The organism is Mycolicibacterium sp. HS_4_1 (genome assembly GCF_054515875.1).
The window spans coordinates 4,544,735-4,561,064 of the sequence record NZ_CM137261.1 but is presented as its reverse complement, the minus strand read 5'-3'; the positions used below and the strand labels follow the sequence as shown (position 1 = coordinate 4,561,064).

Sequence of the window (16,330 nt, the reverse complement as noted above, 5' to 3'; positions counted from 1 at the left end):
TATAGGCGATTCGGTCGCTGACGGTCGCTGCTCGTGAGCCTGGCTGCGAAAGAGGTGATCGCGTTGACCAAATCGATGACCACGCCTGGTGCTCGCACTGCGGCCGCGGAGTCCCTGCTGTCGTACTCGGCGTTGGGATCGGACTGGTCGAGCGCGATGCCATCGCTGCGGGCCGTCGTGGGCGGCCGTGGAAGGAGGTTGGCTATGCAAACAATGTCCAACACATTGCTGTGCGATGCGGCCATCACGCCGGACGGCTGCGTGATGGTTATCGAAGACGTTGGTACCAGGGGCAATTCGGGCACCTACGTGCACGCCGATCTCGACTGCGAGGCGGGTGTGGCGTGGGATGCGCTGTGGGTGCACACCATGAGCGACCACGAATGCGATGTGGTGGGCCGTGCGGTACGGGTGCGGGTTTTCTCCGGCTCGGATTCTCGCGGCCTTGGTGTCCGAGTGTTCGACGGCGAACTCAACGTCGCCAGCGGCATCCTCGCCCTGGGGCATCGTCACAACCGCGGACGGCAGTTGCTTTGCGGGACAGCGTCAATTGTGCGGTTGACGGTTTTCGTCGGCCACAGTATCGAGGCGATTCAATTCGAGGGCTCCGATGCCGAATACCCGGTATCCGGCCCGAGCGAAGTCAACCTGCTCCTTCACGGCGATCCCGCGTTCGTCCCCGTGGTGAGCCGGCCGCGGGCGCAGTGGCACTAGGTCCACATCGCCGCATGCCCGGCGAGCTGGGCGCCGCGGCATGACATTGTGGGCCGGATTCGATGGCTGGCGCATCATGGTGTTTGACGACGGCGCAGGCCGTTGGGGAGCGGACGACAATCGAGAGGATGGGGTCAGGATGTCATCGACCCCGCCGCCGGCCCGGCGCCAAGCCGCAGGGTCTGTCGACTTCGCGATGCGTTATGACCGGTGGTATCGGGTTGTCGCAACACTGATGTGGATCGGTCCCAAGCGGACGCGCATCCGCCTCGATGACGCTGACGGGGTACTGCGGGTGCGCCACGGTTGGGCATTCCGCCTCGACGCTCCCTACAGCGTCATACAGTCGGCGGAACTCGTGACCGGCAGGCCCCTGGCCTGGGGTGTGCATTGCACCGGTGACAACTGGATGGTCAACGGCGCGCGCGACGGTATCGTCGAGATAAAATTCAGTCCCGCAATAGCACTCGACAAAGTGCCCATGGCGTTCGCGCCGATCCGCGGATTGTGGGTCAGTGTTGTGGATGAGGGGTCGTTCGCCGCTGCACTGAACGCGCGTATCGCGCTGGTCGATTGAGCACGCCGAATCAGTTGCGCCGGAGCGCTGCTATCGCCACAGTTACCCGGGTTGGGTGGTCAGCGTGCCTGCGGCGACCGCGGCTGCGTTGATTCTGGTGAGCACCGAGTGAAGACGTTCCAACTCGGCGAGGTCCACGCCGAGTTGCTCGACAACCGCTGGTGGAATCTTCAGGGCGCGGCGACGTAGGGCGACGCCTTTGGGCGTCAGCGTGATGTGGGTGGTGCGTTCGTCGGTGGCGCTGCGCGTGCGGCGGATCAGCTCCAGGGTCTCGAGGCGTTTGAGCATCGGCGACACGGTGGCCGAATCCATCTGCAGCAGCGCGGCAATCTGTTTGACGGTCAACGGGTCCTGCTTGGATTTCGCGTTGTCCCACAACGCCAGCATGACCAGGTATTGCGGATGTGTCAGCCCGAGCGGTTCGAGAAGTGGCCGATAGATGGCAAGTACTGCCCGGTTGGTGATGGCCAGCGCGAAGCAGACCTGCCGTTCGAGGGCCAGGGGGTCGACGTCTTCGGAGACAGCGGACATGCTGGCCAGTTTATTACTGGTTAGCGCCCTAACAGTTTGTGCCCGCCATGTCTGTCGGAGGTGGTCGGCGCCGGCGTCCGTCAGATTGTCCCGTCGCCCTGGAATAGTGGACAAACTGATAGTGTCCTAATTATTAGGGTACTAATCTTATGGTGCTCGTCGATCCGATCAGTCAAGGGAGTCGTCATGGCCGCCGACAGTCCGACGTTCTGGCAGCGCATCAGCTATGCCTACGGACGCCGATTACCGGACCATTTGCAGGATTGGGTTCGTGAGGACCTGACTGGCGAGGGAGCCGTCCGCCGGCACATGATCCGATACGCAATCCCGCCGATCTTTGTGCTGGCTCCGCTGTGGCTGCTGCCGGCATCGGTGTATGTGCACTCCGAAATGACGCTGCCGATCTACTTTTGGGCGCTGGTGATGGCGTTCGTGCTCAATAAAGTCTGGCGTCGCTATCGCCTGAGTCAGCACGGACTCGACCCCAACCTGATCGACGAAGTCCTGCGGCAGAAGCAGTCGCCCATGCACGACCGCTACGTCGAGCGCTTCGGTCCGCGACCGGAATCGGCCAAATGGCAGGCGAACAGCCGGCCGTTCTGACGTTCAGTGTGACCAGTCGAATGCCGGTCACGTGATCAGGATTTTTGTCGCTTCCCGAGCGCGGCGCGCTGCCTCGGCATCTCCCGTGATGGCGGCGGTCACGATCGCACCTTCGGCCAGCAGGTACACCGGTTCGGCCGGTGCGTCGGTGGCGGCCGTGACCCATGCGGTCAGCTGTTCGTGGAATGCCTGCTTGTGGGCGCGTACCTCGGTCAGGATTGCCGGCGAGGCAGCACCCAGTTCGCCGAAGGCGTTGACCCAGGCGCAACCGCGGAAATCAGGCTCGGCGAACCATTGCTCAAGCCAGTCGAAGACTGCCAGTACGCGTTCTCGCGGGTCCTGGCGCCGCTCCACGTAGTCGGTCAGGTTGCCTCTCCACCTCCTGTCGCGACGTTGCAGGACGGCGACAACGAGGTCTTCCTTGGTTGAGAACAGCCCGTAGATCCGTTTGAGGGCGATACCCGCCGCGGCGCGGATGTCGTCCATCCCGACAGCCTGGATGCCGCGCTCGTAGAAGAGCGTTTCAGCGGCATCAAGCAGCGCCTCCCGGTCACGGGACTTCTGTTCGTCGCTGATCGGCGCCGGCATCGAGACCACTCCTTGACGTTGAGAACGTACGTTCCCTACACTAGTCGAGTCATATAGAGAACGCACGTTCTCGATCAAGAAGGAGAGCAATCATGAGCGATCTACGACCGCCGGTCCCGCCGTTCACCAGAGAAACCGCACTTCAAAAGGTGCAGGCAGCCGAGGACGCGTGGAACACACGCGATCCGCAGCGTGTGGCACTGGCCTACACGTCCGACTCGGCCTGGCGTAACCGCGACGCGTTCGTCACTGGTCGCGTTGAGATCGTCCAGTTCCTGACCGCCAAGTGGGAACGTGAGCTCGACTACGCCCTGCGCAAGACGTTGTGGGGGTTCCACGAGAACCGCATCGCCGTGCAATTCCAGTACGAATGCCACGACGCCGCCGGCCAATGGCGGCGCAGCTACGGCAATGAGCTGTGGCAGTTCGACGCTAATGGCTTGATGGAACGCCGCGAGGCGAGCATCAACGACGTGCGAATCGACGAGGCTGATCGACGAATCTTCGGCCTGCGGCCGGCGCACGACCGTGGAGTCGAGCTCCCGCTCCAATAGTCCACGGGCGCAGCATTTTCCGCACAGCGCCTGGGTCCAGCCAGATGCGGCCGGACCCGCGTTGTCGTTCGGCGGGGCAGGTGCGGTACTGGTGGGGCCCGCGGGGGGCATTTACGCTCATTCATGTTGACGTCCCGCAGCCCGTGGGAGTCAGACACCTGGGGGAGAGATGATCGCAAAAATTCGTCTGGCGGCCGGTGCTGTTGCCGCGGCCGCCGCGCTGTCCGTGGCCGCTGCGGGTCCCGCGTCGGCGTGGCCAATGCCGTTTACGCCGGAACAGCAGCGGTTCATCAACCAGGCCCGCAATGCGGGCTTCCCCGGCGATGACGACGCGGTTATGCAGGCCGGTTTGCAGGCTTGTCAGATGGCGTTCAGCGGGCAGGCGCGACCCGACGTCGTCGGTGCGCTGGCCGGGCAGTACGGGGCCGACGCGGGCCCCACCGGGGCGCTCGTCAAGGCGGCGCACGGCATCCTGTGCACCTCGGCCCCGAACTGACCGCCCGTGACGCAACCACCACCGCACCAAGGCCCGTGGGGCGATCCGCAGCAGGGACCGTCGGTCGGCCCACCGAGCCCACCGAACCCAGCACCGGCGTGGCAACCGCAGCCCGGTTGGCCGGCGCCGACCCCGCAACCCTGGGCCGGCCAGCAGCCGTACTACGGTCCGTCGACCCCGCTGCCGGGTTATCCGCCGCCGCGCAAGTCAGGGCTCAAGCCGTGGATGTGGATTGTGGGTGTAGTGCTGTTGCTGGCGCTGGTCGGTGGGGTATTCAATGTGGTCCGTAAAGGACTGCACACCAACGCCTTCGGCGCCCAGCTGAAGTCGGGGCAGTGCGTCACCACCACCGACTACGAGAAGTTCCACTTCACCTCGACCAGCTGCGAATCATCGGATGCCGTCTACGAATTGGCGGGCGAGACGTCGAAGGGTCTGTGTCCGGATGGCAAGGCGCCGTCGGACGGCCCGTACTTCTACGCCACCAGCAATCAGGATGACCCCAAGGCCGCGACCTTGTGCTTCGCGCTGAACCTGCATGAGGGGGACTGCTACGCGCTGGACCTCACGGGCAAGAGCATCAGGAACATCGATTGCGCGCAGGCTCCGACTATCGCGAACTCCCACACGGGCGTGTTCAAAGTGACCCAGCGCCTCGACGGCAGCGTCGATGAAACGGCCTGCGCCACTGCGGCGAAGGCGATGGTGTTCACGTCACCGCAGCGGGTGTACTGCTTGACCAAGCTTGTCGACTGACGCTCCGGTCGGCACCTGGGAAGGTTGGCTCACTGTGCCGGCAGCTGAGCCTGGCCGCCTCGGGGTGTCATCGGAATGCCCGTGAGTACTGGGGCGGGTATGGCAGCGAGACCCCGACGTGTTGAGCGGCATCGCGAACCCAGTTGGGATTGCGCAGCAGGGCACGGGCCACGAAGACGGCATCAGCCTCGCCGCCGGAGACGATCGCTTCGGCTTGTTCGGCCTCTGTGATCAATCCGACCGCGGCGGTTGGGATGTCTGCCTCAGCGCGGACCCGTTTCGCGAATGGCACCTGATAACCGGGGGCCACCGGAATCCGTGCGTCGGGGACGGCTCCGCCGGTGGAGACGTCAATGAGGTCGACACCGGCCTGCTTCAAACGGGTGGCGAGAGCGACCGTATCGGCGACGGTCCAGCCGGGGCGCGGGTCGTCGGTGTCTCCGGCGAGCCAGTCAGTGGCTGAAACCCGAAAGAACAACGGCAGGTGCTCAGGCCACGCGGCGCGCACAGCTTCGGTGACCTGCAGCGCGAATCGCATTCGGTTATCGAGCGAACCGCCGTACGCATCGGTCCGCGTGTTCGACTGCGGAGACAGGAACTGGTGGATGAGATAGCCATGCGCGCCGTGGATCTCGAGGACCTGGAAGCCGGCTGCTGCAGCGCGTTGGGCGGAGTCGGCGAAGCTTGCCACGACTCGTTCGATGTGGTTGACGTCGAGCTCGGCGGGAACGGGCCGATAACCGAACGGAATTGCGCTGGGGCCCAGCGTCATCCAGGACTCGGGGGTCCGGATGGGGTCAGGCCAGGGTCGACCGGTGGATGCCTTGCGGCCGCCATGCACGATCTGAATGCCCGGCACCGAGCCATGGGAAGTGATGAAGCGGGTCAAGCGCTGGAACGCCGGGATCTGCTGGTCGTTCCACAAACCGAGGTCGTAGATACTGCTCCGGCCGACGGGGTCCACGGACGTGGCTTCGACCATCGCCAGCGCGACGCCGCCGACGACCCGCGAACCGAAGTGCTGCAGGTGCCAGTCGGTCGGGGTACCGGCTTCCGGTCCCTCGGCAACGGCGGAGAATTGCATCATGGGCGACATCCACGCCCGGTGAGCGAACGTTACCTCGCGCAGCGTGAGCGGTGTGAAGAGCGTTGACATCGGTTCACTCCCAAGAATATTCGGGCCGGACGGGCAATGGTCCGCATAGCGTCCGATCCGGACTTCTGAAGGGTAGCTGCTGCCGCAGGCTCGCGCCTCAGGTCCATTGGCGGCGATGCCGTCCCCACATCTGGGCTCCGACGCGCAAGACGCCCAGCCCGGATGAACCGGGCTGGGCGTCTCGTCGGTACACAGTCAGCGCCGCTGTTCGGCCTGCTGTCGCCGCTCGGCACCTTCGGCGCCGGCGCGCGCTGCATCGGCCTCTGCTTCCTTTTTTGTGGCGTCGCGCTGCGCGTCGGCCTTGTCCTGCTGGGCCTGGCCCTCGCGCACGACGTCGTCGCGACCTGTCACGGTGCCGATGACTTCTTTCGCTTTACCCTTCACACCTTCCACCACGCCACGCACGGCTTCCTCGGGTCCGGTGTTCTTTTTCTCGGTCATGCCTGCCTTTCCGCTACTCATGAATGGACGGATTGCCTCAGGAGCGGCGTCTGTGCCACGCCCTGCTGTCAGAATTTCCGGCCTGGACGGCGACGAAACGCGGCAGAACTGTGACCTGCCGGACATGGGATCTACCTCAATGGACGAGGCATCCCGGATCTGGACGAACGCGGGCAGCGGGTCGTCGACGACTCGTTTGAGTTGTGTTTCAACGCTCACCATGAAGCCATCGAATTCACGCTGCCGCCAGGGCAATTCGGTTCGAGATGGCAGCTACTTCTCGATACCGCCAGTGGTCTGGCGACCGCTGATGACGAGGCAACGCCGCTGGCGGCGGAGGCCACCGTCACGGTCGACGGCCGTGCCCTGAAGGTATTTCGGACCTCTTCCTGAAACCAGCACGCTGCACGCGGTGACGCTCCGCCGTTTCGTCGCCTTCTGCGGCTAGCGTTGGGGCGGTATGTCACGAGTGCTGGGAGGTCGGGCGAGTTGTCGGAATTGAATGACTCTGATGTCGCCTCAGCGGGCTCGGGCGGCTCTGATGGAGTGCCCGGCCATGCGGTGCGCGACGGCCACTCCGCCTCGTTGACCCGCGAGTACATCTTGGACACCGCGATCGCGTTCATTGACCAGCATGGGCTGGAGAAGCTCACCATGCGCCGGTTGGGCGCCGCGTGCGGTGTCGAGGCGATGGCGCTGTACCGGTACGTGCACAGCAGAGGGGATCTGCTGACCGGCGTGGTCGACCATGTCATCGACCGCTTGTACGCCGACCAGCTGGCGGCTCGTAGGCAGGAAGACGGCTGGCAGGACTATCTGATCCGCCTTGGCCACGGCGTGCGTCAGATCGCGCTGCAGCATCCCGAGGTCTTTCCGCTGGTGGCCACGCAGGCGCCTGAGGCGCCGTGGGTGCGCCCACCGCTGCGCAGTATGCGCTGGATGGAGAGCTTCCTCGACACCCTGCTCTCGTATGGGTTCGATGACGTCGCGGCCGTGGCGGCGTATCGGGCGTACACCACGTTCCTGCTGGGACAGCTCTTGCTGGAGGTGTCTGCCCGCGGCGCCCGGTTGAGCCCCGCCGAGGCGATCCTTGACGAAGTCGAACATCCAAAGGCCAGGCTGTCGGACTATCCGCAGCTGCAGCGACTGCAAACCCTGCTGTCGGAAGATCACGGCGAAGCCGAGTTCGAGGAAGCTCTCGAAGCGCTGCTGGATCGGCTCGAATCGTATTTGCCGCGGCGCTGACCAGGCGAGCCACCGTAACCTGGCGGACAGCACCCCTGTTTACAATGTAAACTGACTGTGGTCGGGGGTCGCATGCCATGGCAGGAGACTGTCGGCAGGCGCCGTAGAAGGAAGGCCGAACCCGCCGTGTATTCATATTCCCGGCGCGGCCGGACGATGGATCGAACGTCGTCTACGTATGGGTTGGGAAGGTGTGCACGTGACAGTGCCGCGCGACAGCAGGGCGATCGACATCTTGTTGATCGAGGATGATCCGGGGGACGAATTGATCACCCGGGAAGCCTTTGCGGACAACAAGATCAAGAGCATTCTGCATGTCGCCCGCGATGGCGAGGAGGGCTTGGACTTCCTGTATCGACGCGGTGCCCATGCAGGTGCGCCGCGACCGGACTTGATCCTGCTCGACTTGAATCTACCGAAGTATGACGGACGGCAGTTGCTCGAGAAGGTCAAGTCGGACATCGAACTGTGCGACATACCCATCGTCGTGCTGACCACGTCATCGGCGCAGGACGACATCTTGCGCAGTTACAAACTGCATGCCAACGCCTACGTGACCAAGCCGGTCGATCTCGAGCAGTTCTTGAGTGCGGTGCGCCAGATCGATGACTTCTTTGTCCAGGTGGTGCGGCTGCCGCGGGGCTGAGGCCTGCTGGTTCGTCCTGTGCCGGACGCTGCGGCCCCGCGCTAGACCTGCATCGTCAGACACAGCTCGGTGCCGGTGGCCGCGATGGTTGTCGGACCACCGAAGCGGTCCATCCAGTGCACGCCACCGGCATCGTCGGGTGATTGTTCGCTGCCCTGTTCGGCAGCGCTCATGGCCGCCTGTCGCTGCAGGTCCATGGCGCTCACGGCGTTGACGACGGGGGCGGGTCGCGCCGGTCCGAATGGTGAGGCGGTGCAGTCCTCGAGGTATTGCGCGCGATGGCGAACAACCGCGCTTCGCAACGTCGGATGGGCCGGCCGCGCCAAGGTCAGCACGTAGAACGATCCTGCCGCGACGGAGTTGATGGCAAGAACCTCTTCGCCCATGCCCTCGAGCAGATCGATGAAGTCAGCCGCCTCGTGGCCCCCGATTGCGTCGCCGGCGATGCCGGTGGTCACCGCTATGCCCAGGGCCGCCCGGCCGTCGCGGTCCGCGGGGATGAACCGGAAAGCCCGCCCGCCCACCGAAGGCAAGCTGTCGCCGGCGGGACACTGCACTGCACCGGCTGGTTGTTCGGTATCGAACAACCAGCGCAGCCCCACCAGCAGTACCGGCAAATGGGCGGTCACGCCGGGCGTCACGGCCCTGTCGGTCACTCGCTCACCGGCTATCGCCTTCTCGTCTGCACTTCGTGGCGCCGCCATCGGTTCGAGTGCCATCCCTAATTCCTTCGAGTCGGGCGACGCTCGAGTGCGTCAGCTAGCTTCCCGGTTACCCACTCCGTCGGCCCGCAAAACAACTTGTCGGAGCGACGCAGAATGCGCGACTGTCAGTCACGTGATTGCCGAAATGCATTGCAGTGCATTAGGTTTCAGCATCGGTCCTCTAAAGAGGACGGCCCAGTCCAGCATGTCGCTGGACTGGGCCGTGCCCTTGCTGTGCGCTATTTCTGCTGCTCTGCCCGCTCACGGGCCTCAGCCGCCTTCACCCCGGCGCGCGCCGCTTCGGCCTCGGCTTCCTTCCTGGCCGCCGCGCGCTGCCCGTCTGCTTTGTCCTGCTGGGCCTGACCTTCGCGAACCAGGTCGTCACGGCCAACCACGGTGCCGATGACTTCCTTGGCCTTGCCCTTGACCCCTTCGACGACTCCCTGAATGGCTTCCTCGGGTCCGGTCTTGTTGTTCTCGCTCATGGCTACCCTTCCGCTGGCGGATCGGATTTGATGCACGGAGAACCGTTCCCCACGCCTGCCGAGAATTCCCGGCTTTGGCGAAGGTCAAACCGCGACTATTGCGATCTACGCCACACGGATACGGCTGCCCCACAGCACATTCCGGTGGTCGTGACCCGAAATGTTTGAGCAGACGATGGTTGTGGGTATGGAAAGGACTGCTGGCTGGCCGACGGGGTCAGACGGGGCAGGCACCGCGACGAGGCGCGTGCGCTGCCCGCAACGGAAAGAGGCACCATGATTCTGGTCGGAGCTGCATTGCTCGCTCTTGGGCTGATCTTCAACATCTACCCCTTGTGGGTAGCCGGCGTTGTTGTGCTGGTGGTGGGTGCGGTTTTTTGGCTGCTGGGGGCGACCGGACGGCCGGTCGCCGGCCGCCGCTACTGGTATTAGCCGAGCGTGTGGCAATGAGGTCACCTTGGTGCTCGAGAATCGTTGCCGGTAAGCGAAATAGACTGCGACGCAGGATGAATCGAACGGCCGTGCAGACTGCGAGGCGTGCTGATGCGGTCGTGTATCTGCGGGCATCGGCGTCGTCACGAAGGGGCGGCGGCGGGCGATGCACGTTCGGTTGAGCAGCCATGGACAATGGGTACACAAAGTGCGACGTGGAGTGGCCTGCACGGGAACGCTGGAGGATATACGTGGTTGAGGCAGTGGGGCGGGGCGACATGGCGTCGAGCGATCGGTCGGTTGAGTTGATCGTTGCGGCGTCTCCGGAAAGCCTGGCCGTCCTGCGGACGCTCGTGGCAGCGGTTGCCGCCTTCGAGGATTTCGATCTGGACGCCATCTCCGATATCCGGCTGGCGGTCGATGAAGCGTGTACCGGCCTGATCCGCGCCGCGGTGCCGGGGTCGAGCCTTCGGGTGGTCGTCGATCCGGCGAATGATGCTGTCGTGATTCGCGCTTCGGCGCGCTGTGCGGCTGATGCCGATCGCGGCAGTGCGGTGGTCAAGCCGGACACCTTCAGTTGGCATGTGCTCAACTCGCTGACTGATGAGGTATCGACTTTCGCCGACGAGCAGGCTATCGACGGCACCCAGGTGCTGGGTGTTTCGTTGACCTCGAGACGAGTGAGTCTGCAGCGGTGACGGCGGAGTATGCGGACGTTCTCGAGATGTTCCGTCAGCTCCGGAACTCCACCGAGGACTCAGCTGAATACCTCGAGCAGCGGGACGCGATCATCGAGCGCTGTTTGCCGTTGGCCGACCACATTGCGCGGCGCTTTGAGGGCAAAGGCGAAGCCCGCGATGACTTGCTGCAGGTCGCGCGCATCGGCCTCATCAACGCCGTGAAGCGATTCGACGTCGAGATGGGTTCGGACTTCGCGTCTTTCGCGGTCCCTACGATCATGGGAGAGCTCCGCCGCCACTTCCGTGACAATAGCTGGTCGGTAAAGGTCCCGCGGCGGATGAAAGAGCTGCATCTGCAGATCGGGTCGGCTACGGCCGAGATGTCGCAACGCCTCGGGCGCGCGCCCACTGCGTCCGAACTGGCCGCAGAGCTGAATATCGATCGGGACGAGGTGTTGGACGGTCTGATGGCCGGGAGCTCCTACAAGACCACCTCGATCGACGGTGCCGCGGGTAGCGAGGAGCGCCCATCTCTTGCTGAGACGCTGGGCGACGTCGACCCCGGCCTGGAGAAGGTCGAGTATCGCGAGGCGCTCCGGCCGCTGCTGGCCGAACTGCCCGAGCGTGAGCGGACCGTGCTGGTGCTGCGATTCTTCGAGTCGATGACGCAGTCACAGATCGCGGCGAAGGTGGGCATCTCCCAGATGCACGTGTCACGGCTACTGGCGAAAACCCTGGCGCAGCTACGAGAGAAGTTGGAGTAGGTCGGGGCAGGGGCCGGCGACGTGCGGCGCGCATCAATGGTCCAAGCGGCGTGGGACCAACTGGTAACGTCCGCAGCGGTAAACACACGAAACAAGAAGGTCAGCGCGACGTAGGTGGCCCCTTGGTGAAGGATGTGACCACTTGTCCATGCCGGCAGAGCCGCGGATGAACCGCTCCATTCCTCCCAGAGTGGGACCCACCGCGGAGCGGCCGCTGTCGCTGCTGTTGGTCGAAGACGATCGTGGCGATGCCCTCCTGGTCGAAGAGCTGATCGCCGATGCCGCGATCGAGATCGACTTTCACTGGGCCCCTACGCTGACCCAGGCGGCGACCGCGCTCGAAACCATCCGTCCGGATTGCGTGCTGCTCGACCTGCACCTGCCCGATGCCGGCGGGGTCGACGCCCTCGATCGCTTGGGCGCGCTGGCCCCGAGCCTGCCGATCGTCGTTCTCACCGGTCTGAACGACGAGCATTTCGGCGTTTCTGCCATGGCGTCCGGTGCCCAGGACTACCTGGTGAAGGGCCGCGTGGACCCCGACACGCTGCGTCGCGCGGTGCTCTATGCGATCGAACGCAAGCGTGCCGAGGTCACCGCGGTGGACCTGCGCGCCAGCCGACTGCGCGCTCAGGAGAATGCCCGCCTGGAACGTGGCCTGCTGCCCTCTCCGCTGCTTCTGGACAGTCCCGGCGTCGAGATCGTCACGCAGTCGTTGCCTAGCCGGCGTGACGCTCTGATCGGCGGCGACTTCTACGACGTCGTACAGACAGCGGATCGCACCGTACACGTCATGATCGGTGACGTGGCCGGACACGGGCCCGATGAAGCCGCGTTGGGGGTGGCGCTCCGAATCGGTTGGCGCGCACTGACTTTCGCCGGTCTGCGCGGTAACGAGCGGATGCGTCAGCTCGACCGCATCCTGACCACCGAGCGTCCCAGCCGCGGCACTTTCGCGACCCTGCTCAGTGTGGCACTGGCACCCGATACGGGGCAGTTCGACGTGGTGCGGGCGGGACATCCCGGGCTGCTCATGCACGGCGCAGGTACCGTCGACTGGCTGGAGCCGGCCGCCGGCCCGGCACTGGGACTCGGCGCCACCGAATGGCCGGTCAACCGGCTGCAGTTGCGACCGGGCGACGGTTTGATGTTGCTGACGGACGGACTGTTCGAGGGACCCGCAGGGGCCGCCGGCGAACGTCTCGGGGAACCCGGACTGCTGGCGACGGCCCGCTCACTGGCCCACCTGCCCGGGGTCGAGTTCGTCAAAGCGCTGATCGGCGAGGCGGCGACGCGAGCCGAGCCCTTCGGCGGTCTCACCGACGACATCGCCGTCATTCGAGTGGAGCGCTCGGCATCATGAAGTTGACAGTGCAGGGCTGGCAGAACCTGGTTCTCTCGGCGATGGGCGTGGTGGTCGTCTCCGGCGCCGTCGGTGGTGCCCTCCTGATGAACCAGACCGACAGGGTTTCGAGCGAACTGATCGAGCACCTGCAACCCGCGCGCGTGGCGGCCTACCGGTTGCAAGCCGGACTGCGCGACCAAGAGACCGCGGTCCGCGGCTACGCGAGCGCCGCCGACAGCCAATTCCTGGCGCCGTATACGGCCGGACAACACGCTGAAACTGTTGCAGCGCAGGATATGCGGAAAATGCTCGGCGGTCGCGATGCTCTGATCGCCGACCTTGATGCGATCGAACGAGCCGCTGCCACCTGGCGCAGCGCCTATGCCCAGCCGTTGATCGCCAGCGTTGTCGTGGGACATCCAGCCGTCGTCGACAGCGGTACCAACGAGGACGGCAAGAAAGCGTTCGACAACCTGCGCGTGCTGTTCGATGCACAGAACCGGCACCTGGAACAGGCGCGCGATGCCGACACCGCGCGGTTGGCGTCGATACGCCAGTGGCGCGACCGAGTGCTGGCCACCATGGTCGGTGCGTTCGTCGTCATGGCGGTGGTTCTGGCCATGCTGGTGCGCAGTTCGGTAACCCGCCCTTTGGGGGCCCTCGCCGCGGCATGCCGCCGGATCACGCAGGGTAACTTCGACGAGCGCATAGTTCCCCAGGGGCCCAGTGACATTCGAGCTATCGCCGTCGATGTCGAGGAGATGCGGCAGCGCATCGTCGAGGAACTCGAGGCTTCCCAGTTCGCCCGCCTTGCCCTCGACGAACAAGCCGAGGAGCTGCGTCGATCGAACGCCGAACTCGAGCAGTTCGCCTACGTCGCTTCGCACGATCTGCAAGAGCCGCTACGCAAGGTTGCGTCCTTCTGCCAGCTGCTCGAGAAGCGGTACGGCGATCAGCTCGACGAGCGCGGGATCGAATACATCAACTTCGCCGTCGACGGCGCGAAGCGCATGCAGGTGCTGATCAACGACCTGCTCACCTTCTCCCGCGTCGGCCGGATGAACGCCACGCACACCGAGGTCGATCTGGGCGAAACTGTCGCGTCGGCCATGCAAAACCTCACGACTTCGATCACCGAGTCGGGAGCTCAGGTGCTGATGCCGCCCGCCGGCCTGCCGCGCGTCGACGGCGACCCCACCCTGCTCACGATGCTGTGGCAGAACCTCATCGGTAACGCGGTGAAGTTCCGGCGAGAGGGCCAAGCGCCTCGCATTGTCATCGACTGCAAGCCCGGAACGGGTGAGGACGCCGACAACTGGGTATTCACGATGACGGACAACGGGATCGGGATTGCCGAGGAGTTTGTGGACAAGGTGTTCGTCATCTTTCAGCGATTGCACGGCCGCGATGCCTACAGCGGTACCGGCATCGGCTTGGCGCTGTGCAAGAAGATCGTCGAACATCACGGCGGCACCATCAGGATCGACACGTCGTACACCGACGGCACCCGGTTCGTGTTCACGTTGCCGGCCACGCCGACCACCGAACCGAACGTCATCGCGTCAGACCAACCGGAGGGAAGTCACCCATGAGCGCGTCGTCAGCCGGCCGAGTGGTCGACATCCTGCTGGTCGAGGATGATCCGGGGGACGAGTTGATAACCCGTGAAGCGTTCGCCGACAACAAGATCAAGAACACTTTGCATGTCGCCCGCGACGGTCAGGAAGGTCTGGATTTTCTCTACCGGCGCGGTATCCATGCGAATGCGCCGACTCCGGACCTCATCCTGCTCGACTTGAATCTGCCGAGGTACGACGGCCGGCAGTTGCTGGAGGCGATCAAGTCCGATGCCGACCTGTGTCACATACCGGTCGTCGTCCTCACCACGTCCGCCGCCGAGGAGGACATCCTGCGCAGCTACAAGCTGCATGCGAACGCCTACGTGACCAAGCCGGTCGATCTCGATCAGTTCATGAAGGCGGTGCGGGAGATCGACGAGTTCTTCGTTCAGGTGGTGCGGCTGCCGCAGCGCTGAAGGTCACCCGCCGGCGGCGTCGGCGGCTGCGGCTTCCACGGCATCCCATTGCAGGCGCACCTGGGTGCCGGCAGCGGTCGGTTCGATCGACGCGTGGTCCGTCAGCGCCCGCATCAACGGGATGCCGCGGCCCCGGGCAGAGTTCGCGACCTGTGCTGCGGCTGGGCGCCATGTGCCTTCGTCGGTCACAGTGACCGTCAGCAGACCTGACTCGCGGTCGAAGTTGGCTCGAACGTGCATCAAACCGGGGGCGGCCGCATCGGCATACGCGGCCTCCACGGCGTTGGCCAACGCCTCGTTGACAGCGAGCACGATATCGCTGGCTTTCACTCGGTCCAGTGCGAAGTGCCCCGTCAACCAGGTGGAGAACTCCTGACGGACGGATGCGGCATGTTCGGGGATTGCCACCACGTCCGTTTTGCTGAAACGCGCCCCGCTGCTCGACTGGTCCGGCTCCGTCATATCGACCTGCTCGACCTACCTTCCGATTGACAACGACCGCTCTAGGCGGTGACGGCCGCGAGGGCCTCGTCTCGTGTGGCGAACAGCTCGATCAGGTCGGCGATCCCGACCAGCTTGAGCGGCCGACTGGTGGTGGGGCCATCGGCGACGATGACGAGCCGCACCGCAGGTGCCAGTTCCGCATGCGCCGCCACCAGCACACCCATCCCGGCCGAGGCCAGGAAGTCCACGGCGCTCAAATCCACGACGACCGCCTGGGCCGCGCCGATGGCCGCCGTGCTGAGCGCGGATTCGAGCTGCCCAGCGGTGAGCATGTCCACCGTTCCGGATACTGCTACCACGCTGACAGCGCCGATCTGGCTCTGTTCGACCGCGCAGCTCGTCGCGGCAGGATCGCCGCTTCCGTGGACTGGCTGGCTTGTCATTGTCACCTCCGAGGGGCTCACACACATGAGCCGACAGTCCAAATACTATCGGCGCTTCCGCTGCCCGCCGCACCAAACCTAGTAGGACGGCGCTGGTCCGTCGGTGTGGCAAATAACATGTTTCGCCCGGTTCATCTGGGGGTATTCATAGCGGCCGATTTTGCGGGCCTGCGCCGTGCATGACTCAACCGCGACCGCTGCGCCGGTGTTCAATCCGATTGTGCCGCAAATCGATTGCATGGGGGAGTGCGATCCTGCGCCGTCCGTCGCCGATGGTCTACCGCACTGGCCGTCGTCGGCCGTCGCTTCGCTCGCTGTGCCCCGGCGTGGCGCCGAGATATTCACCTCGCACTCGATCCATAACGGTGTTATTAAACTTGACATGCTTGGCCGACGCACCGCCGGGTATTGCCATGGATGAACGACGCGCCGCCACTTGCCGACCCGGCGATTCCCGACCGGCACACCGTGGTAGCCAGCACCGAGACCGAGACGTATCGGTCGTTGCTGCGGACGCCGGCCACGCGCGGTGAGCGATATGCGTTGGGTAAGGCGCTGCGCAAGAAGGTAGACCGGGTGAGATAAGCGCTGTGCGGCTTCGCCCGCCGGTACGCCGATCAGACGGAGTCCGACCACGGCTTACTGGTCAGTGCCGTAGAACGAGGCGCGCTGCCCGTCGGATACGAGTGAGCAC

General features: G+C 64.7%; 23 protein-coding genes. 15 read left to right on the top strand and 8 right to left on the bottom strand.

What is annotated here, in order from left to right; genetic code table 11:
- The first annotated feature begins 33 nt into the window (after positions 1–33).
- Positions 34–714, top strand: a complete 681-nt coding sequence (locus ACX12F_RS22000; protein ID WP_459366453.1) for a hypothetical protein — start codon at positions 34–36, stop codon at positions 712–714.
- Between the two features lie 139 nt (positions 715–853).
- Entirely contained in the window at positions 854–1,291 is a 438-nt protein-coding gene (locus tag ACX12F_RS21995) for a hypothetical protein (RefSeq protein ID WP_459366452.1), read from the top strand.
- Between the two features lie 42 nt (positions 1,292–1,333).
- Here the strand turns inward: ACX12F_RS21995 and ACX12F_RS21990 are convergent, their stop codons facing one another.
- On the bottom strand, positions 1,334–1,822 hold the full coding sequence (locus ACX12F_RS21990; protein ID WP_459366451.1) for a MarR family winged helix-turn-helix transcriptional regulator: 489 nt from the start codon (positions 1,820–1,822) through the stop codon (positions 1,334–1,336).
- 186 nt (positions 1,823–2,008) lie between these two features.
- On the opposite strand from ACX12F_RS21990, the gene ACX12F_RS21985 reads away from it, so the two are divergent.
- Positions 2,009–2,425, top strand: a complete 417-nt coding sequence (locus tag ACX12F_RS21985; protein ID WP_459366450.1) for a DUF5313 domain-containing protein — start codon at positions 2,009–2,011, stop codon at positions 2,423–2,425.
- A gap of 27 nt (positions 2,426–2,452) precedes the next feature.
- Here the strand turns inward: ACX12F_RS21985 and ACX12F_RS21980 are convergent, their stop codons facing one another.
- On the bottom strand, positions 2,453–3,013 hold the full coding sequence (locus ACX12F_RS21980) for a TetR/AcrR family transcriptional regulator (protein ID WP_459366449.1): 561 nt from the start codon (positions 3,011–3,013) through the stop codon (positions 2,453–2,455).
- Positions 3,014–3,105: 92 nt separating this feature from the next.
- Here ACX12F_RS21980 and ACX12F_RS21975 point away from each other — a divergent pair, with 92 nt between their 5' ends.
- The 3 genes from ACX12F_RS21975 to ACX12F_RS21965 all read left to right on the top strand — a co-directional run bounded on the left by ACX12F_RS21975 (position 3,106) and on the right by ACX12F_RS21965 (position 4,819).
- Positions 3,106–3,567, top strand: coding sequence for a nuclear transport factor 2 family protein (locus ACX12F_RS21975; protein ID WP_459366448.1), 462 nt, complete (start codon positions 3,106–3,108; stop codon positions 3,565–3,567).
- Between the two features lie 169 nt (positions 3,568–3,736).
- Entirely contained in the window at positions 3,737–4,063 is a 327-nt protein-coding gene (locus ACX12F_RS21970; RefSeq protein WP_459366447.1) for a DUF732 domain-containing protein, read from the top strand.
- A gap of 6 nt (positions 4,064–4,069) precedes the next feature.
- The gene (locus ACX12F_RS21965; protein ID WP_459366446.1) at positions 4,070–4,819 is read left to right on the top strand and encodes a hypothetical protein; all 750 of its coding nucleotides are present in this window, start codon (positions 4,070–4,072) and stop codon (positions 4,817–4,819) included.
- 67 nt (positions 4,820–4,886) lie between these two features.
- Here ACX12F_RS21965 and ACX12F_RS21960 read toward each other — a convergent pair whose 3' ends face one another.
- Together ACX12F_RS21960 and mbp1 (ACX12F_RS21955) are read right to left on the bottom strand one after the other, a co-directional pair.
- The gene (locus ACX12F_RS21960) at positions 4,887–5,975 is read right to left on the bottom strand and encodes an NADH:flavin oxidoreductase/NADH oxidase (RefSeq protein ID WP_459366445.1); all 1,089 of its coding nucleotides are present in this window, start codon (positions 5,973–5,975) and stop codon (positions 4,887–4,889) included.
- A gap of 195 nt (positions 5,976–6,170) precedes the next feature.
- Complete coding sequence (gene mbp1 / locus ACX12F_RS21955; protein WP_459370460.1) at positions 6,171–6,416, bottom strand: microaggregate-binding protein 1; 246 nt, start codon at positions 6,414–6,416, stop codon at positions 6,171–6,173.
- Between the two features lie 498 nt (positions 6,417–6,914).
- Between mbp1 (ACX12F_RS21955) and ACX12F_RS21950 the strand changes: the two genes are divergently transcribed.
- The gene (locus ACX12F_RS21950) at positions 6,915–7,661 is read left to right on the top strand and encodes a TetR/AcrR family transcriptional regulator (RefSeq protein ID WP_459366444.1); all 747 of its coding nucleotides are present in this window, start codon (positions 6,915–6,917) and stop codon (positions 7,659–7,661) included.
- 199 nt (positions 7,662–7,860) lie between these two features.
- Positions 7,861–8,307, top strand: coding sequence for a response regulator (locus ACX12F_RS21945; RefSeq protein WP_459366443.1), 447 nt, complete (start codon positions 7,861–7,863; stop codon positions 8,305–8,307).
- A 41-nt stretch (positions 8,308–8,348) separates the two neighbouring features.
- Here ACX12F_RS21945 and ACX12F_RS21940 read toward each other — a convergent pair whose 3' ends face one another.
- Positions 8,349–9,026 carry a hypothetical protein gene (locus ACX12F_RS21940; RefSeq protein WP_459366442.1) on the bottom strand — a complete coding sequence of 226 codons (678 nt, stop codon included), beginning with the start codon at positions 9,024–9,026 and terminating at the stop codon, positions 8,349–8,351.
- 224 nt (positions 9,027–9,250) lie between these two features.
- Positions 9,251–9,496, bottom strand: coding sequence for a microaggregate-binding protein 1 (gene mbp1 / locus ACX12F_RS21935; protein ID WP_459366441.1), 246 nt, complete (start codon positions 9,494–9,496; stop codon positions 9,251–9,253).
- A 276-nt stretch (positions 9,497–9,772) separates the two neighbouring features.
- Between mbp1 (ACX12F_RS21935) and ACX12F_RS21930 the strand changes: the two genes are divergently transcribed.
- The 6 genes from ACX12F_RS21930 (at position 9,773) to ACX12F_RS21905 (ending at position 14,749) form a co-directional block, all read left to right on the top strand.
- A complete protein-coding gene (locus ACX12F_RS21930) occupies positions 9,773–9,928 on the top strand; it encodes a hypothetical protein (protein WP_459366440.1) in 156 nt (51 codons plus the stop codon).
- Between the two features lie 278 nt (positions 9,929–10,206).
- Complete coding sequence (locus tag ACX12F_RS21925) at positions 10,207–10,626, top strand: ATP-binding protein (RefSeq protein WP_459370459.1); 420 nt, start codon at positions 10,207–10,209, stop codon at positions 10,624–10,626.
- Positions 10,623–11,372 (top strand): SigB/SigF/SigG family RNA polymerase sigma factor, encoded by a 750-nt coding sequence (locus ACX12F_RS21920; protein WP_459366439.1) that lies wholly within the window; start codon positions 10,623–10,625, stop codon positions 11,370–11,372. Before ACX12F_RS21925 ends, ACX12F_RS21920 begins: the two co-directional genes overlap by 4 nt.
- Positions 11,373–11,520: 148 nt before the next feature.
- Positions 11,521–12,732 (top strand): PP2C family protein-serine/threonine phosphatase, encoded by a 1,212-nt coding sequence (locus ACX12F_RS21915; protein WP_459366438.1) that lies wholly within the window; start codon positions 11,521–11,523, stop codon positions 12,730–12,732.
- Complete coding sequence (locus ACX12F_RS21910; RefSeq protein WP_459366437.1) at positions 12,729–14,306, top strand: sensor histidine kinase; 1,578 nt, start codon at positions 12,729–12,731, stop codon at positions 14,304–14,306. The genes ACX12F_RS21915 and ACX12F_RS21910 overlap by 4 nt, the downstream gene beginning before the upstream one ends.
- Positions 14,303–14,749 carry a response regulator gene (locus ACX12F_RS21905; protein WP_459366436.1) on the top strand — a complete coding sequence of 149 codons (447 nt, stop codon included), beginning with the start codon at positions 14,303–14,305 and terminating at the stop codon, positions 14,747–14,749. The genes ACX12F_RS21910 and ACX12F_RS21905 overlap by 4 nt, the downstream gene beginning before the upstream one ends.
- Before the next feature lie 3 nt (positions 14,750–14,752).
- Here the strand turns inward: ACX12F_RS21905 and ACX12F_RS21900 are convergent, their stop codons facing one another.
- Positions 14,753–15,211: an ATP-binding protein gene (locus tag ACX12F_RS21900; protein WP_459366435.1), complete on the bottom strand. Its 459-nt coding sequence runs from the start codon at positions 15,209–15,211 to the stop codon at positions 14,753–14,755.
- Positions 15,212–15,252: 41 nt separating this feature from the next.
- Positions 15,253–15,636, bottom strand: a complete 384-nt coding sequence (locus ACX12F_RS21895; RefSeq protein ID WP_459366434.1) for an STAS domain-containing protein — start codon at positions 15,634–15,636, stop codon at positions 15,253–15,255.
- 417 nt (positions 15,637–16,053) lie between these two features.
- Between ACX12F_RS21895 and ACX12F_RS21890 the strand changes: the two genes are divergently transcribed.
- Positions 16,054–16,221, top strand: coding sequence for a hypothetical protein (locus tag ACX12F_RS21890; RefSeq protein WP_459366433.1), 168 nt, complete (start codon positions 16,054–16,056; stop codon positions 16,219–16,221).
- Positions 16,222–16,330 lie beyond the last annotated feature (109 nt).

What these genes read in the sequence shown, in the direction of transcription:
- ACX12F_RS21995 (WP_459366452.1), top strand. Translation starts at nt 854, where the DNA reads ATGTCATCGACCCCGCCGCCGGCCCGGCGCCAAGCCGCAGGGTCTGTC.
- ACX12F_RS21990 (WP_459366451.1), bottom strand. Translation starts at nt 1,822, where the DNA reads ATGTCCGCTGTCTCCGAAGACGTCGACCCCCTGGCCCTCGAACGGCAG.
- ACX12F_RS21985 (WP_459366450.1), top strand. Translation starts at nt 2,009, where the DNA reads ATGGCCGCCGACAGTCCGACGTTCTGGCAGCGCATCAGCTATGCCTAC.
- ACX12F_RS21980 (WP_459366449.1), bottom strand. Translation starts at nt 3,013, where the DNA reads ATGCCGGCGCCGATCAGCGACGAACAGAAGTCCCGTGACCGGGAGGCG.
- ACX12F_RS21975 (WP_459366448.1), top strand. Translation starts at nt 3,106, where the DNA reads ATGAGCGATCTACGACCGCCGGTCCCGCCGTTCACCAGAGAAACCGCA.
- ACX12F_RS21970 (WP_459366447.1), top strand. Translation starts at nt 3,737, where the DNA reads ATGATCGCAAAAATTCGTCTGGCGGCCGGTGCTGTTGCCGCGGCCGCC.
- ACX12F_RS21960 (WP_459366445.1), bottom strand. Translation starts at nt 5,975, where the DNA reads ATGTCAACGCTCTTCACACCGCTCACGCTGCGCGAGGTAACGTTCGCT.
- mbp1 (WP_459370460.1), bottom strand. Translation starts at nt 6,416, where the DNA reads ATGACCGAGAAAAAGAACACCGGACCCGAGGAAGCCGTGCGTGGCGTG.
- ACX12F_RS21940 (WP_459366442.1), bottom strand. Translation starts at nt 9,026, where the DNA reads ATGGCACTCGAACCGATGGCGGCGCCACGAAGTGCAGACGAGAAGGCG.
- mbp1 (WP_459366441.1), bottom strand. Translation starts at nt 9,496, where the DNA reads ATGAGCGAGAACAACAAGACCGGACCCGAGGAAGCCATTCAGGGAGTC.
- ACX12F_RS21930 (WP_459366440.1), top strand. Translation starts at nt 9,773, where the DNA reads ATGATTCTGGTCGGAGCTGCATTGCTCGCTCTTGGGCTGATCTTCAAC.
- ACX12F_RS21925 (WP_459370459.1), top strand. Translation starts at nt 10,207, where the DNA reads ATGGCGTCGAGCGATCGGTCGGTTGAGTTGATCGTTGCGGCGTCTCCG.
- ACX12F_RS21915 (WP_459366438.1), top strand. Translation starts at nt 11,521, where the DNA reads ATGCCGGCAGAGCCGCGGATGAACCGCTCCATTCCTCCCAGAGTGGGA.
- ACX12F_RS21910 (WP_459366437.1), top strand. Translation starts at nt 12,729, where the DNA reads ATGAAGTTGACAGTGCAGGGCTGGCAGAACCTGGTTCTCTCGGCGATG.
- ACX12F_RS21905 (WP_459366436.1), top strand. Translation starts at nt 14,303, where the DNA reads ATGAGCGCGTCGTCAGCCGGCCGAGTGGTCGACATCCTGCTGGTCGAG.
- ACX12F_RS21900 (WP_459366435.1), bottom strand. Translation starts at nt 15,211, where the DNA reads ATGACGGAGCCGGACCAGTCGAGCAGCGGGGCGCGTTTCAGCAAAACG.
- ACX12F_RS21895 (WP_459366434.1), bottom strand. Translation starts at nt 15,636, where the DNA reads ATGACAAGCCAGCCAGTCCACGGAAGCGGCGATCCTGCCGCGACGAGC.
- ACX12F_RS21890 (WP_459366433.1), top strand. Translation starts at nt 16,054, where the DNA reads ATGAACGACGCGCCGCCACTTGCCGACCCGGCGATTCCCGACCGGCAC.